The 14,971-nt window shown below is 70.5% G+C and carries 15 protein-coding genes; 13 read left to right on the forward strand and 2 right to left on the reverse strand.

Features of this window, described 5'->3' with window-relative positions:
- Positions 1 to 25: 25 nt before the first annotated feature.
- From K4B79_RS31630 to K4B79_RS31665, 8 genes are all read left to right on the forward strand, one after another.
- On the forward strand, positions 26 to 982 hold the full coding sequence (locus K4B79_RS31630; protein WP_232030725.1) for an NAD(P)/FAD-dependent oxidoreductase: 957 nt from the start codon (positions 26 to 28) through the stop codon (positions 980 to 982).
- A 29-nt stretch (positions 983 to 1,011) separates the two neighbouring features.
- A complete protein-coding gene (locus K4B79_RS31635; RefSeq protein WP_232030726.1) occupies positions 1,012 to 2,550 on the forward strand; it encodes an ATP-dependent DNA ligase in 1,539 nt (512 codons plus the stop codon).
- Positions 2,547 to 3,005: an NUDIX domain-containing protein gene (locus K4B79_RS31640; protein WP_232030727.1), complete on the forward strand. Its 459-nt coding sequence runs from the start codon at positions 2,547 to 2,549 to the stop codon at positions 3,003 to 3,005. The genes K4B79_RS31635 and K4B79_RS31640 overlap by 4 nt, the downstream gene beginning before the upstream one ends.
- Before the next feature lie 76 nt (positions 3,006 to 3,081).
- Positions 3,082 to 4,467, forward strand: coding sequence for an NADP-dependent succinic semialdehyde dehydrogenase (locus tag K4B79_RS31645; RefSeq protein WP_232030728.1), 1,386 nt, complete (start codon positions 3,082 to 3,084; stop codon positions 4,465 to 4,467).
- A gap of 25 nt (positions 4,468 to 4,492) precedes the next feature.
- The gene (locus tag K4B79_RS31650) at positions 4,493 to 4,729 is read left to right on the forward strand and encodes a DUF6213 family protein (RefSeq protein ID WP_067428106.1); all 237 of its coding nucleotides are present in this window, start codon (positions 4,493 to 4,495) and stop codon (positions 4,727 to 4,729) included.
- Positions 4,730 to 4,901: 172 nt separating this feature from the next.
- Positions 4,902 to 6,020, forward strand: a complete 1,119-nt coding sequence (locus K4B79_RS31655) for a type III polyketide synthase (RefSeq protein ID WP_232030729.1) — start codon at positions 4,902 to 4,904, stop codon at positions 6,018 to 6,020.
- A complete protein-coding gene (locus tag K4B79_RS31660) occupies positions 6,017 to 7,231 on the forward strand; it encodes a cytochrome P450 (RefSeq protein WP_232030730.1) in 1,215 nt (404 codons plus the stop codon). Before K4B79_RS31655 ends, K4B79_RS31660 begins: the two co-directional genes overlap by 4 nt.
- Complete coding sequence (locus K4B79_RS31665) at positions 7,228 to 7,752, forward strand: cupin domain-containing protein (protein ID WP_232030731.1); 525 nt, start codon at positions 7,228 to 7,230, stop codon at positions 7,750 to 7,752. The genes K4B79_RS31660 and K4B79_RS31665 overlap by 4 nt, the downstream gene beginning before the upstream one ends.
- 48 nt (positions 7,753 to 7,800) lie before the next feature.
- On the opposite strand, the gene K4B79_RS31670 is transcribed toward K4B79_RS31665, so the two are convergent.
- Positions 7,801 to 9,030 (reverse strand): acyl-CoA dehydrogenase family protein, encoded by a 1,230-nt coding sequence (locus K4B79_RS31670; RefSeq protein WP_232030732.1) that lies wholly within the window; start codon positions 9,028 to 9,030, stop codon positions 7,801 to 7,803.
- Positions 9,031 to 9,217: 187 nt separating this feature from the next.
- Between K4B79_RS31670 and K4B79_RS31675 the strand changes: the two genes are divergently transcribed.
- Positions 9,218 to 9,862, forward strand: coding sequence for a TetR family transcriptional regulator (locus K4B79_RS31675; RefSeq protein WP_232030733.1), 645 nt, complete (start codon positions 9,218 to 9,220; stop codon positions 9,860 to 9,862).
- A 25-nt stretch (positions 9,863 to 9,887) separates the two neighbouring features.
- Here the strand turns inward: K4B79_RS31675 and def are convergent, their stop codons facing one another.
- On the reverse strand, positions 9,888 to 10,427 hold the full coding sequence (def, locus tag K4B79_RS31680; protein WP_232030734.1) for a peptide deformylase: 540 nt from the start codon (positions 10,425 to 10,427) through the stop codon (positions 9,888 to 9,890).
- Between the two features lie 148 nt (positions 10,428 to 10,575).
- On the opposite strand from def, the gene K4B79_RS31685 reads away from it, so the two are divergent.
- The 4 genes from K4B79_RS31685 to K4B79_RS31700 all read left to right on the forward strand — a co-directional run bounded on the left by K4B79_RS31685 (position 10,576) and on the right by K4B79_RS31700 (position 14,878).
- On the forward strand, positions 10,576 to 11,814 hold the full coding sequence (locus tag K4B79_RS31685; RefSeq protein ID WP_232030735.1) for a MurT ligase domain-containing protein: 1,239 nt from the start codon (positions 10,576 to 10,578) through the stop codon (positions 11,812 to 11,814).
- Positions 11,815 to 11,832: 18 nt separating this feature from the next.
- Positions 11,833 to 12,561, forward strand: a complete 729-nt coding sequence (locus tag K4B79_RS31690) for a type 1 glutamine amidotransferase (RefSeq protein ID WP_232030736.1) — start codon at positions 11,833 to 11,835, stop codon at positions 12,559 to 12,561.
- Positions 12,562 to 12,749: 188 nt separating this feature from the next.
- Positions 12,750 to 13,775 carry a 6-phosphofructokinase gene (locus K4B79_RS31695; protein ID WP_232030737.1) on the forward strand — a complete coding sequence of 342 codons (1,026 nt, stop codon included), beginning with the start codon at positions 12,750 to 12,752 and terminating at the stop codon, positions 13,773 to 13,775.
- Between the two features lie 152 nt (positions 13,776 to 13,927).
- Positions 13,928 to 14,878 carry a cytochrome c oxidase assembly protein gene (locus K4B79_RS31700; RefSeq protein ID WP_232030738.1) on the forward strand — a complete coding sequence of 317 codons (951 nt, stop codon included), beginning with the start codon at positions 13,928 to 13,930 and terminating at the stop codon, positions 14,876 to 14,878.
- Positions 14,879 to 14,971: the final 93 nt, after the last annotated feature.

Here is a 14,971-nt window from a genome sequence, read left to right on the forward strand (position 1 = left end):
ACTGTCGCAGTGGAGGTGGTCACCCATGACCCAGAACAACATCCACATCAGCGACAGCGACAGCGACTCGTACGAGGTGGTCGTCGTCGGGGGCGGCGCGGCCGGACTGTCCGCCGCGCTGGTCCTGGGCCGGGCCCGGCGCCGGACGCTGGTCGTCGACGCGGGCGAACCGCGCAACGCGCCCGCCGCGCACATGCAGGGCTATCTGTCCCGGGACGGCATGTCCCCGGCCGACTTCCTGGCGGTGGGCCGCGAGGAGATCGCCCGCTACGGCGTCGAGCTCGTGCGCGACCGGGTGGTGGACGTGACGGAGGGCTTCGCCGTGGAGCTGGCGGGCGGACGCACCGTACGGGCCCGGCGCCTGGTGATCGCGACCGGCCTGAAGGACGAGCTGCCCGAGGTCCCCGGACTCGCCGAGCGCTTCGGCCGCGATGTGCTGCACTGCCCGTACTGCCACGGCTGGGAGGTGCGCGACCGGGCCTTCGGCGTGCTCGCCACCAGCCCGCTCAGCGTCCACCAGGCGCTGATCGTGTCCCAGTGGTCCAAGGACGTGACCCTCTTCCTGCACACCGTCGCCGAGGAGGAGCTGTCGGACGACGATCTGCGCAGGCTCGCCGCGGCCGGTGTGAAGGTGGTGCCCGGCGAGGTCGCGGAGGTCCTGGCCGACGACGACCGGCTCACCGGCGTACGGCTCGGCAACGGCACCGCGCACGAGCGCGAGGTGCTCTTCGTGGCGCCCCGGGCGGTGCCCCAGACCGATCTGCTGCGGCGCCTGGGCGCCGAGCTGGTCGAGACGCCGTTCGGCGCCTACCCCGTGGTCGACGAGACGGGCCTGACGACGGTGCCGGGGGTGTGGTCCGCGGGGAACGCGCGGGGGTTCGCGGAGCAGGTCGTGAACGCGGCGGCCGGCGGGTACCGGGCCGGTGCCACGATCAACGGCGAGTTGCTGATGAAGGACCTCGACGCGGCCGTCAGGGTGTAGAGCGCCCGCCTCCGGTGCACCATGGCTGCATGCTGCTGACCCGGCTGGCCCGTGTGTCCCAGGAGGTGGCCGCCACCTCGGCGCGCTCCCGGAAGATCGCGCTCCTCGCCGAGCTGTTCCGGGACGCCGAGCCGGCGGACGTGCCGATCGTCATCCCGTATCTCGCCGGACGGCTGCCCCAGGGGCGGCTGGGCGTCGGCTGGAAGGTGCTGAGCCGTCCGGTCGCCCCGGCCGCCGAGCCGACGCTGACCGTGCGCGAGGTGGACGCCCTGCTCGGCGCGCTGGGCAAGGTCTCGGGCGCCGGTTCGCAGGCCGAACGGGCCCGGCTGGTCGGGGAGCTGATGGCCGCGGCGACGGAGGACGAGCAGCGCTTCCTGCTCGGCCTGATCAGCGGCGAGGTGCGGCAGGGCGCGCTGGACGCGGTCGCGATCGAAGGGCTCGCCCAGGCGACCGAGGCGCCGTCGGCGGACGTACGGCGGGCGGTGATGCTCGCGGGCTCGCTCCAGACGGTGGCCGAGGCCCTGCTCGCGGACGGTCCCCCGGCGCTCGACCGCTTCCGGCTGACCGTGGGCCGGCCGGTGCTGCCGATGCTCGCCCACAGTGCCTCCTCGGTCGCCGAGGCGGTCGACAAGCTCGGCGCCTGCGCGGTCGAGGAGAAGCTGGACGGCATCCGCGTCCAGATCCACCGCGACGGCGAGGTCGTACGGCTGTACACCCGCACCCTCGACGACATCACCGACCGGCTGCCCGAACTGACCTCCGCCGCCCTGGAGTTGAGGGGCGAGCGGTTCATCCTGGACGGGGAGGTCATCGCCTTCGACGAGGACGGCCGCCCGCGTTCCTTCCAGGAGATCGCCGGCCGGGTCGGCTCCCGCGTGGACGTGACCACGGCGGCCGAGACGGTCCCGGTCTCCCCCGTCTTCTTCGACGCGCTGTCCGTCGACGGCCGCGACCTGCTCGACCTGCCGTTCGGCGAACGGCACGCGGAGCTGGCCCGGCTGGTGCCCGAGCCGATGCGGGTGCGCCGCACGGTGGTGGCGGGCCCCGAGGACGTCTCCGCGGCGGAGGAGTTCCTCGCCGAGACCCTCAAGCGCGGCCACGAAGGGGTCGTGGCCAAGTCCCTCGACGCCCCCTACAGCGCGGGCCGGCGCGGCGCGTCCTGGCTGAAGGTCAAGCCCGTGCACACCCTCGACCTGGTGGTCCTGGCCGCCGAGTGGGGCCACGGCCGCCGCACCGGCAAGCTCTCCAACCTCCACCTCGGCGCCCGCACCGCCGACGGCGGCTTCGCCATGCTCGGCAAGACCTTCAAGGGCATGACGGACGCCATGCTCACCTGGCAGACCGAACGGCTCCAGGAGCTGGCCGTGGACACCGCCGGCCACGTGGTGACCGTACGCCCGGAGCTCGTCGTGGAGATCGCCTACGACGGTCTGCAGAAGTCCACCCGCTACCCGGCCGGCGTCACCCTGCGCTTCGCCCGTGTCGTCCGCTACCGGGAGGACAAGCGGCCGCAGGACGCGGACACGGTCGAGACCCTGCTCGCCGCCCATCCGGAGGTACGGCCGTGAAGCGCAGCGCGGGCCTGCTGCTGTTCCGCCACACCGACCGCGGCCTGGAGGTGTTGCTCGGCCATATGGGCGGCCCCTTCTTCGCCCGCCGTGACGCCGGGGCGTGGACCGTCCCGAAGGGCGAGTACGACCCCGAGGAGCCCGCGTGGGACGCGGCCCGCCGCGAGTTCCAGGAGGAGCTGGGCCTGCCGCCGCCGGACGGAGAGGCGCTGCCGCTCGGTGAGGTCCGGCAGACCAACGGCAAGATCGTCACGGCGTGGGCGGTGGAGGCGGACCTCGATCCGGCCACCGTCGTCCCGGGCACCTTCCGCATGGAGTGGCCCCCGAAGTCCGGCGAGTTCCAGGACTTTCCCGAGCTGGACCGCGTCGAGTGGTTCGGCCTGGACCGGGCGCGGGCCGTGATCGTGAAGGCTCAGGCGGCGTTTCTCGATCGACTGGCGGAGCACTCGGGCTGAGCATCCGCGTACGCGTTGCGGTGACCGGCGCGGCGCGGGAAGGTCGAAACACAGTCCGCTCTTCAGGAGGTCGGTCATGCCCATCGCGACGGTGAACCCGGCGAACGGCGAGACGCTCAAGACGTACGAGGCCATGGGCGCGGAGGAGATCGAGCGCCGGCTCCAGCTGGCGGAGGCCACCTTCCGCACCTATCGCACGACGACCTTCGACGAGCGCGCCCGGCTGCTGCGCCGGGCCGCCGAGCTGCTCGACGAGGACCAGCGGGACATCGCCCGGGTCATGACCACCGAGATGGGCAAGCCGGTCAAGCAGGCCCGCGCCGAGGCCGCGAAGTGCGCCAAGGCGATGCGCTGGTACGCCGACCACGCCGCCGAGCTGCTCGCCGACGAGGAGCCCTCCGCCGACGACGTGAAGGACTCCGGCGCCTCCCGCGCCCTGGTCCGCTACCGGCCGCTGGGACCGGTGCTCGCGGTGATGCCGTGGAACTTCCCGCTGTGGCAGGTGGTCCGCTTCGCCGCCCCCGCCCTGATGGCGGGCAACGTGGGCCTGCTCAAGCACGCCTCGAACGTCCCGCAGACCGCCCTCTACCTGGAGGACCTGTTCCACCGCGCGGGCTTCTCCGAGGGCACCTTCCAGACCCTGCTGATCGGCTCCGGCGCGGTCGACGACATCCTCCGCGACGACCGCGTCAAGGCGGCCACGCTCACCGGCAGCGAGCCCGCCGGCCGGGCCGTCGCCTCCACCGCCTCCGAGATGATCAAGAAGACGGTGCTGGAACTGGGCGGCAGCGACCCCTTCGTCGTGATGCCGTCCGCCGACATCGACCGCGCCGCCGAGATCGCGGTGACCGCCCGGGTGCAGAACAACGGCCAGTCCTGCATCGCCGCCAAGCGGTTCATCGTCCACACGGACGTGTACGACGCCTTCGCCGAACGCTTCGTGCGCGGCATGCAGACGCTGAAGGTCGGCGACCCGCTGCAGGAGGACACCGAGATCGGCCCGCTGGCCAGCGAGCAGGGCCGGGCGGACCTGGAGGAACTCGTCGACGACGCCACCCGCGCCGGCGCCCGCGCACTGTGCGGCGGCGAACGGCCCGACCGCGAGGGCTGGTACTACCGGCCGACCGTCCTCACCGGCATCACCCGCGAGATGCGCATCCACCGCGAGGAGGCCTTCGGCCCGGTCGCCACGCTGTACCGCGCGGCCGACCTGGACGAGGCCGTGCTCATCGCCAACGACTCGCCGTTCGGGCTGAGTTCCAACGTCTGGACGCGGGACGAGGCCGAGATCGACCGGTTCGTACGGGATCTGGAGGCCGGCGGTGTGTACGTCAACGGGATGACCGCCTCCCACCCGGCGTTCCCGTTCGGCGGGGTCAAGCGGTCCGGATACGGGCGTGAGCTGTCCGGGCACGGAATCCGCGAGTTCTGCAACATCACGACGGTTTGGCACGGAGCGTGACGCTTGCGCAGCTACGATCCCGGGTGTGAACCGCGAAGTGACTCTGCCTCTGATCGTCGATGACCGCGGGACCTTGCAAGTGGCTGCCGCCGATGTGAGCAAGCTTTTGCGGACCGTGGGTGGGCGGTGGCTGCATCTTGTCGAGGCCGGGGAAGAGGGGCTGGACGAGGACACGGTTGCCGCGCTGACGATCGAGCTGGCGAAGCTTGCCGATCGGATTGATGTGGCGTGTATTGCGCACAGTAGCGGGGGTGCGCCGTAGGGGGTCTGTTCGTCGCCGGGTGCTGGTTCGTTGTGGCTGGTCGCGCAGTTCCCCGCGCCCCTGGAGGGGCGCCTGCAGTCATCCCGCGTTTGGAGTAGTCCCGCGCGAAGTCGTCTGTCCCTCGGGTGAAGGTGGACTGGACCACTCTCTGAGGCGAAAGCAGGCACGGTTCATGGCGACTTTGTGCAGACCCTCGGTGTCCGTTCCGGAGTATGTGATCACGATGGAGGAGACGCTGGAGCTGGCGCGCTCCCGTCACGCGGACCACCCCCAACTGCCGCTGGCCCTCCGGCTGATCGAGAACACGGGGGTGCGCACCCGGCACATCGTGCAGCCCATCGAGGAGACGCTGAAGCACCCCGGGTTCGAGGAGCGCAACAAGATCTACGTGGCCGAGGCGAAGGCGCGGGTGCCGTCGGTGGTGCAGCGGGCGCTGGACGACGCGGAGCTGCTCACCCGCGACATCGACGTGATCATCTACGTGTCGTGCACGGGCTTCATGATGCCCTCGCTGACCGCCTGGCTGATCAACGAGATGGGCTTCGAGGCCACCACCCGGCAGATACCCATAGCCCAGCTGGGCTGTGCGGCCGGCGGTGCCGCCATCAACCGGGCGCACGACTTCTGCTCGGCCTACCCGGAGGCCAACGCCCTCATCGTGGCCTGCGAGTTCTGCTCGCTGTGCTACCAGCCCACCGACCTCGGCATCGGATCGCTGCTCTCCAACGGCCTGTTCGGCGACGGGATCGCCGCCGCGGTGGTGCGGGGCCAGGGCGGCGAGGGCATCGCGCTCGAACGCAACGGCTCGTACCTGATCCCCAAGACCGAGGAGTGGATCATGTACGACGTCCGGGCCACCGGCTTCCACTTCCTGCTGGACAAGCGGGTGCCGGCCACCATGGAGCCACTCGCCCCGGCACTGCGGGACCTCGCGGGGCTGCACGGCTGGGACGCGGCCGACCTGGACTTCTACATCGTCCACGCCGGCGGTCCCCGCATCCTCGACGACCTCAGCACGTTCCTCCAGGTCGACCCGCACGCCTTCCGGTTCAGCCGGGCCACGCTCACCGAGTACGGCAACATCGCCAGCGCCGTCGTCCTGGACGCGCTGCGCCGGCTTTTCGACGAGGGCGGCGCCCACGACCGGGCGCGCGGACTGCTCGCCGGGTTCGGCCCCGGCATCACCGCGGAGATGTCCCTCGGCCGCTGGCAGCGGGCGGACACCAGGACGGCCGTGCGTGACGGCAGGACGGTTGTACGGGGCGACAGGACGGCTGTGAGTACGGCATGACGGAAGAGACGCTCACCGAGACCCTCCCACCGGTCCGGGACTGGCCCGCGCTCGATCTGACCGGCGTGGACTTCGACCCGGTCCTCACCGAGCTGATGCGGGAGGGCCCGGTCACCCGGATCAGGCTGCCCAACGGCGAGGGCTGGGCCTGGCTGGTCACCCGCCACGACGACGTGCGCATGGTGACCAACGATCCCCGGTTCGGCCGCGAGGCCGTGATGGACCGGCAGGTCACCCGGCTCGCCCCGCACTTCATCCCGGCCCGGGGCGCGGTCGGCTTCCTGGACCCGCCCGACCACACCCGGCTGCGCCGCTCGGTCGCCGCCGCGTTCACGGCACGCGGGGTGGAGCGGGTGCGCGAGAGGTCCCGCCGCCTGCTGGACGACCTCGTCGACGAGATGCTCCAGGACGGCCCGCCCACCGACCTCGTCGCCACGGTCCTCACCCCCTTCCCCATCGCCGTGATCTGCGAGCTGATGGGCGTCCCGGCCGCCGACCGGCACGGTATGCACACCTGGACCCAGCTGATCCTGTCCTCCTCGCACGGCGCCCAGGTCAGCGAGAAGGCCAAGAACGAGATGGGCGCCTACTTCGCGGACCTCATCGGGCTCCGCGAGGGCAGCACGGCCGGGGACGTCACCTCGCTGCTCGGTGCCGCCGTGGGCCGGGAGGAGATCACGCTGGAGGAGGCCGTGGGGCTCGCGGTGCTCCTCCAGATCGGCGGTGAGGCGGTCACCAACAACAGCGGCCAGATGTTCTACCTCCTGCTGACCTGCCCCGACCTCGCCGAACGGCTGCGCGCCGAGCCGGAGATCCGCCCGAAGGCCATCGACGAGCTGCTGCGCTACATCCCGCACCGCAACGCGGTCGGCCTCTCCCGGATCGCCCTGGAGGACGTGGAGATCCGGGGCCACCGCATCCGGGCGGGCGACGCGGTGTACGTGTCCTACCTGGCCGCCAACCGCGACCCGGAGGTCTTCCCGGACCCGGAGACCATCGACCTCTCCCGCAGCCCCAACCCCCACGTGTCCTTCGGCTTCGGCCCGCACTACTGTCCGGGCGGCATGCTGGCCCGCCTGGAATCCCAACTCCTCGTCGACGCGCTGCTGGACCGCGTGCCGGGTCTGAGGTTGGCCGTACCGCCCGGCGAAGTCCCCTTCAAGAAGGGCGCCTTGATCCGCGGCCCCGAGGCGCTCCCGGTGACCTGGTGACGGCCGCCGAAGGACTCCTGGTCCCACCGGGTCACGGCCGGGTCGTCCAGACACCGGCCCAGCACGTCACCTTCAAGGTGACCGGTTCCCACTCCCGGATGGCCTCCACCTTCGAGGTCATCGTGCCCCCGGGCTTCGACGTGGGCGCCCACGTCCACACCCGCAGCGAGGAGCTCTTCTACGTCCTCGACGGCGAGCTGGACGTCCTCGCCTTCGAGCCGAGGGTACGGACCCCGGACAACTGGCAGCGCTGGGAGTCCGGTTCCGGCAATCGGGTCGTCCGGGCGACCCCGGGCACAGTCATCGTCGTACCCCCCGGGTGTCCGCACGCCTTCGCCAACCCGACGGACACCCCGGCGAAGATGTTCTTCCAGGCGAGCCCGCCCCCGGACCACGAGCGGTACTTCGAGGAGCTCCTGGAGATCCTGGACGGCGGGGGCCCACCGGATCACGCGGCGATCGAGCAACTCCGGTCGAGATACGACATCGAGCAACTGACACCGTTGCGATGCCCCACCTAGGGGCGCGGGGAACTGCACGACCAGCCCTCACAACCCGCAGCCGCACAACTACCGAATGGACATCCCCGAGAGCGTCCGCGCAATCACCAGCCGCTGGATCTCACTCGTCCCCTCGAAGATCGTGTAGATCGCCGCATCCCGATGCATCCGCTCCACCGGATACTCCCGCGTGTAGCCGTTACCACCCAGAATCTGCACGGCCTGCGCGGTGACCTTCTTCGCCGTCTCGCTCGCGAACAGCTTGGACATCGACCCCTCGGCGGCCGTGAACTGCTTGCCGCTGATCGCCATCCAGGAGGCACGCCACACCAGCAGCCGGGCCGCGTCGATGGACGTCCGCATGTCGGCGAGCTGGAAAGCCACACCCTGGTTGTCGATGATCGGCCGCCCGAACTGCTCCCGAGTCTTGGCGTAGTCGAGGGCGACTTCATAAGCAGCCCGAGCCGTGCCGACCGCCATGGCTCCTACCGCAGGGCGACTCGCCTCGAACGTGGCCATCGCCGCGTTCTTCACCCGCTCACCGCCGGCGGCCTTCGCGCGTTCGCGGGCCCGTGCCAGCCGCTCGTCCAGCTTCTCCTTGCCGCCGAGGAGGCAGGAGCCGGGGACCCGTACGTCCTCCAGGACGACCTCGGCGGTGTGCGAGGCGCGGATGCCGTGCTTCTTGAACTTCTGCCCCTGGGACAGCCCCGGCGTGTTCGGCGGGACGATGAAGGAGGCGTGGCCCTTGGAGCCCAGCTCCGGGTCGACCACGGCGACGACGACATGGACGTTGGCGATGCCGCCGTTGGTCGCCCAGGTCTTCGTGCCGTTGAGGATCCACTCGTCCTTGGCCTCGTCGTACACCGCGCGGGTGCGCATGGAGGCGACGTCGGAGCCGGCGTCCGGCTCGGAGGAGCAGAAGGCCGCGACCTTGACATCGTTGACATCGCCGTACATCTGGGGGATCCAGGTGCCGACCTGTTCCTCGGTGCCGTTGGCGAGGACGCCGACGGCGGCGAGGCCGGTGCCGACGATGGAGAGGGCGATGCCCGCGTCACCCCAGAAGAGTTCCTCCATGGCCATGGGTATGCCGAGACCGGTCGGGTCGAAATACTGCTGGGCGTAGAAGTCCAGGGAGTAGATGCCGACCTTCGCCGCCTCCTGGATGACCGGCCAGGGAGTCTCCTCACGCTCGTCCCATTCGGCGGCCGCGGGGCGGATCACATCGGCGGCGAAACCGTGCAGCCAGTCCCTGACCTCCTTCTGTTCGTCGTTGAGCTCCATGGTGAACTCGGCCATGTCCCCTCCAGAGGCGACGCACGTGCGGGTTACCGACGGTGTTACTAACGGTAACACCGAGTCTGTTACTGGTCGGTAGGAAAAGTCAACTCCTACCGACCGGTCGGCAGCCCGTTCGATGCAAGGGCCATCCGAAGTGTTAGTTTGCGCAGGCGTTACCTGATTCAGCACCGGTGGGGGAGATTTCATGGACACCACACAGCGGACCGATCAGCAGCGGTCCGCCGACCGCCGTCGGCGTGAGCTGCTGGAGGCCGCGGACAGAGTGGTGCTGCGCGACGGCCCGCAGGCCTCGATGAACGCGATCGCGGCGGAGGCCGGGATCACGAAGCCGATCCTTTACCGCCACTTCGGCGACAAGGGTGGACTTTACGCGGCCTTGGCCAAGCGGCACACCGACGCCCTGCTGGATTCGCTGCGGGCCGCGCTGGACGCCCCCGCCGAGCGCCGGGAGCGCGTCGAGGCGACGTTGGACACCTACCTCGCGGCGATCGAGGCGCGGCCCCAGGTGTACCGGTTCCTGATGCATCCCGCGGAGGCGGGGCAGGTCGGGGACCAGGGGTTCGACGTCGGCAAGCACAGCTGGCCGCTGCTGCGCAGGATGGGCGAGGAGCTGGCCCAGGTCATCGAGGAACGGCTGGATCTCGGCCCCGGAAGCCAGCAGCTGGCCCGGGTGTGGGGGCACGGCATCGTCGGGATGATGCACGCGGCGGGTGACTGGTGGCTGGGGGAACGGCCGTGTCCCCGGGACGAGTTGGTGCGCAGTCTCGCGGACCTGTTGTGGGGGCGCCTGGCGGCGGCCGGGGACAAGGTGGGCGGTCCGGGGTTCTGACGGTCGTACCCCTGGGCCGGCACGCTCACCGGTGCCAGGAGGCTCGGGCCGCCCGGCGCATCAGTCTTCGGTGGCGCCAGCCCTTCAGGTGGTCCGCGTAGACGCGGCCTTCCAAGTGGTCGCACTCGTGTTGCAGGCATCGCGCGAAGAAGCCCGTGCCGTGGACCGTCACCGGCTCCCCCGTCATCGTGAAGCCCTCCACCACCGCGTGGTCGTGACGTTCCGTGCCCGCTTCCAGGCCCGGCAGGGACAGGCAGCCCTCCGGGCCGCGCAGGACGAGACCGTCGGCCTCGATCAGACGCGGGTTGACGAGATGGCCGAGATGGCGCTGTTCCTCGTCGTCGGGGCAGTCGTAGACGAAGACCCGCAGCGACCGGCCGATCTGGTTCGCGGCGAGGCCGACGCCCTCGGCGGCGTACATCGTGGCGAACAAGTCCTCCACGAGAGCGGCCAGTTCGGGGCCGAAGTCGGTGACGTCCTCGCAGGGGGTGTGGAGAACGTCGTCGCCGAGCAGGGCGAGGGGTCGGACGCGCCCGCGGGCGCCCGGGATGGGACCTTGTCGCATGGCCGCAAGGGTACGGTCCTGACTGTCACGCGAAGGTCGTGCGGGCGCCGCGGTTCGGGAGTGCGAATGGATCTCGATAGGCTGAGGTCCACACCACGTTGCCGAATGGCTTGAGGCGCGGCGCGTACGCAAGGAGGATCGAGAACTGATGGCAGGCAACTCGGACCCGCTCACGCCGCGGGCCAAGATCGCCGTTACCGCCGGCAAGGCGGTCGCGGCGGCATCGCGCGCCGCGGGGCGCGGCAGCGGTTCGGTGATCGGTGGCCGGGTGGCACTCAAGCTCGACCCCGACCTGCTCGCCAGGCTCGCCCAGAACCTGGACGTGACCCTGGTGTCGGCGACCAACGGCAAGACCACCACCACCCGGCTGATCGCCGAGGCGCTCAGGGCCGCCGGCCCGGTCGTCTCCAACGCCCTCGGCGCCAACATGCCGGCCGGCATCACCTCGGCGCTCGCGGGCAGCTCCGACGCACGCTTCGGCGTCATCGAGGTGGACGAGAAGTACCTCGCCGGAGTGGCCCGGGACACCGACCCGAAGTGCATCGCACTGCTCAACCTCTCCCGCGACCAGCTCGACCGGGCCGCCGAGACCCGCATGCTCGCCGAGAACTGGCGCGAGGGGCTGGCCGGTTCCAAGGCCGTCATCGTGGCCAACGCCGACGACCCGCTGGTCGTGTGGGCCGCCTCCTCCTCCCCCAATGTGATCTGGGTCGCCGCGGGTCAGATGTGGAAGGACGACGCCTGGTCCTGCCCGTCCTGCGGTGGCGTGATGCAGCGGCCCGGCGACGACTGGTTCTGCGGTGAGTGCGGGTTCCGGCGGCCGACGCCGAGCTGGGCGCTGTCCGGGGACCACGTCCTGGACCCGCACGGATCCGCCTGGCCCATCCACCTCCAGCTGCCCGGCCGGGCCAACAAGGCCAACGCCGCGTCCTCGGCCGCCGTCGCCGCCGTCTTCGGCGTACCGCCGCAGGTCGCCCTGGAACGCATGTACCAGGTGCAGGCCGTCGCCGGACGCTACGACGTCGTGCAGTTCATGGAGCGCGACCTCAGACTCCTGCTCGCGAAGAACCCGGCCGGCTGGCTCGAAACGTTCAGCCTGATCGACCCGCCGCCGACCCCGGTGATCCTCTCGGTCAACGCGCGCGGCGCCGACGGCACCGACACCTCCTGGCTGTGGGACGTCGACTACACGCGGCTGACCGGCCACCCGATCTGCGTCATCGGCGACCGCAAGCTGGACCTCGCGGTGCGCCTGGAGGTCGCCAACCAGCACTTCCAGGTGTGCGAGAACATCGACCAGGCCGTGCAGATGTGCCCGCCCGGCCGCATCGAGGTCATCGCCAACTACACCGCCTTCCAGGACCTGCGCCGCCGCGTCGGCAACTGACACACTCAGGGGACTTTTGTGAGCGACAACAGCCTGCGGGTCGTCTGGATCTACCCCGACCTGCTCAGCACCTACGGCGACCAGGGCAACGTCCTGGTCGTGGAGCGCCGCGCCCGGCAGCGCGGCCTGGACGTGGCCCGGCTCGACGTGCGCAGCGACCAGCCGATCCCGACCTCCGGCGACATCTACCTGATCGGCGGCGGCGAGGACCGGCCGCAGCGGCTCGCGGCCGAGCGGCTGCGCCGTGACGGCGGTCTGCACCGGGCCGTGGAGAACGGCGCGATCGTCTTCTCGGTCTGCGCCGGCTACCAGATCCTCGGCCACGAGTTCATCAACGACCTCGGCCAGCGCGAGCCGGGCCTCGGCCTGCTCGACGTGGTCTCGGTGCGCGGTGAGGGCGACCGGTGCGTCGGTGACGTCCTGGGCGACATCGACCCGCGGCTCGGCCTGCCCCCGCTGACCGGCTTCGAGAACCACCAGGGCATCACCCACCTCGGCCCCACCGCCCGCCCGCTCGCCAAGGTCCGCTTCGGCAACGGCAACGGCACGGGCGACGGCACCGAGGGCGCGTACAACGACACGGTCTTCGGTACGTACATGCACGGACCCGTGCTCGCGCGGAACCCGCTCATCGCCGACCTGCTGCTGAAGCTGGCGCTCGACGTCAACGCGCTGCCGCCGACCGACGACCGCTGGTACGAGGCGCTCCGCAACGAGCGCATCGCGGCGGCGGAGCAGCCTGCGTGAGGTGATGTACACCGGGTGTCCCACTCGATGTAAGCAGCCCGTCTGACGGCCCGTACACACAGGTGAGCGGGCCCGTCCAGCAGGCGGACGCGTGCTACGGCCCCGCCCCCTCCTGCCGCTAGGGTGGCGGGGTTCGAGCCGGACAGCGTGGTCCGGACCCGGCCCACGTCGAGAAGGTAAATCGGGCTATGCGCATTGGTGTCCTCACGTCCGGCGGCGACTGCCCCGGCCTGAACGCGGTCATCCGGTCCGTCGTACACCGTGCCGTCGCCGACCACGGCGACGAGGTCATCGGTTTCCGGGACGGCTGGAAGGGCCTCCTGGAGTGCGACTACCTCAAGCTGGACCTCGACGCGGTGGGCGGCATCCTGGCCCGCGGCGGCACGATCCTCGGCTCCTCCCGTGTCCAGCCCTCCCATCTGCGGGACGGCGTGGAGCGGGCCCGGGGCCATGTCGAGGAGCTCGGACTCGACGCGATCATCCCGATCGGCGGCGAGGGCACCCTCAAGGCGGCCCGGCTGATGTCGGACGCCGGTCTGCCCGTCGTGGGTGTGCCGAAGACCATCGACAACGACATCGCGGTCACCGACGTCACCTTCGGCTTCGACACGGCCGTCGGGGTCGCGACGGAGGCGCTGGACCGGCTGAAGACCACCGCCGAGTCCCACCAGCGGGTGCTGGTCGTCGAGGTCATGGGGCGCCACACCGGGTGGATAGCGCTGCACTCGGGCATGGCGGCCGGCGCGCACGCCATCGTGGTGCCGGAACGGCCCTTCGACATCGACGAGTTGACCCGCAAGGTCGGCGAGCGGTTCGAGGCGGGCAAGCGGTTCGCGATCGTCGTCGCGGCGGAGGGGGCCAAGCCGAAGCCCGGGACCATGGCGTTCGACGAGGGCGCCAAGGACATCTACGGGCACGAGCGGTTCGCCGGGATCGCGCGGCAGCTGTCCCTGGAGCTGGAGGCGCGGCTCGGCAAGGAGGCGCGGCCGGTGATACTCGGGCATGTGCAGCGGGGCGGTACGCCGACCGCGTACGACCGGGTGCTCGCCACGCGGTTCGGGTGGCACGCGGTGGAGGCCGTGCACCGGGGGGAGTTCGGTCACATGACCGCGCTGCGGGGGACGGACATCGTGATGGTGTCCCTCGCGGAGGCGGTGGAGACGTTGAAGACGGTGCCGGAGGATCGGTACGACGAGGCTGAGTGCGTTCTGTAGTTCGCGGTCTGCGGGCCGGTGGGGGCTGGTCGCGCAGTTCCCCGCGCCCCTGAAGTGGGTCCGGTCGCCCCCGGTCGAAGACGCGGCCGGGGGCGGTCTTAGTCTGTGTGCGGACAGACTCGCACAACCCCCACGAATCAGGAGCCGGCGTAATGGAGCACAGCGGGCACGGCATGACCATGGATCTGCCGCCGTTCACGCTGGGGCGGGGGCTCGGTTGGTCGGCCGACCCGTTCTTTCTGGTCGCCTGTGTGCTGGCGCTCGCGCTGTACGGGTGGGGGGTCGTGCGGCTGCGGCGGCGGGGGGATTCCTGGTCGGCGGGGCGGACCGTGTCGTTCGTGGCGGGTGTGCTGTCCATCGGGCTGATGATGTGCACGAAGCTGAACGACTACGGGATGGTCATGTTCAGCGTGCACATGGTGCAGCACATGGTGATCAGCATGCTGTCGCCGATCCTGATCCTGCTGGGCGCGCCGATCACGCTGGCGCTGCGGGCGCTGCCGGTGGCCGCGCGGGGCCGGAAGGGGCCGCGTGAACTGCTCCTGGCCCTGCTGCACAGCCGGTACATGCGGATCGTCACGCATCCGGCGTTCACCATCCCGCTGTTCATCGCGAGCCTGTACGCGCTGTACTTCACGCCGCTGTTCGACTTCCTGATGGGGTCGAAGACCGGGCACGTCGCGATGATGGTGCACTTCCTCGCCGTGGGCATCGTCTTCTTCTGGCCGATCATCGGGGTCGACCCGGGGCCGCACCGGCCGGGCTATCTGATGCGGATGCTGGAGCTGTTCGCGGGCATGCCGTTCCACGCGTTCTTCGGTATCGCGCTGATGATGGCGTCCGAGCCGATGGTCGAGACGTTCAAGAATCCGCCCGCATCCCTCGGTATCGACGCGCTGTCGGACCAGAACGCGGCCGGCGGCATCGCGTGGGCGTTCAGTGAGATCCCGTCCGTGCTGGTGCTGATCGCGCTGCTGTTCCAGTGGTACGGCTCCGAGCAGCGGCAGGCCAAGCGCCAGGACCGGGCGGCCGACCGGGACGGCGACAAGGAACTCGAGGCATACAACGCCTATTTGGCCTCATTGAACGCACGCGGGCGTTGAGGGCTTCTTTCTTCAGTAGCATGAAGCGCGATGGGGGAACCGCCAGGGGGAGCGGTGATGACACTTCGCGCATTTATGCAGAGGCTCGCGAAA

This window comes from Streptomyces lincolnensis, assembly GCF_021173675.1.
GTDB lineage: Bacteria > Actinomycetota > Actinomycetes > Streptomycetales > Streptomycetaceae > Streptomyces > Streptomyces lincolnensis_B.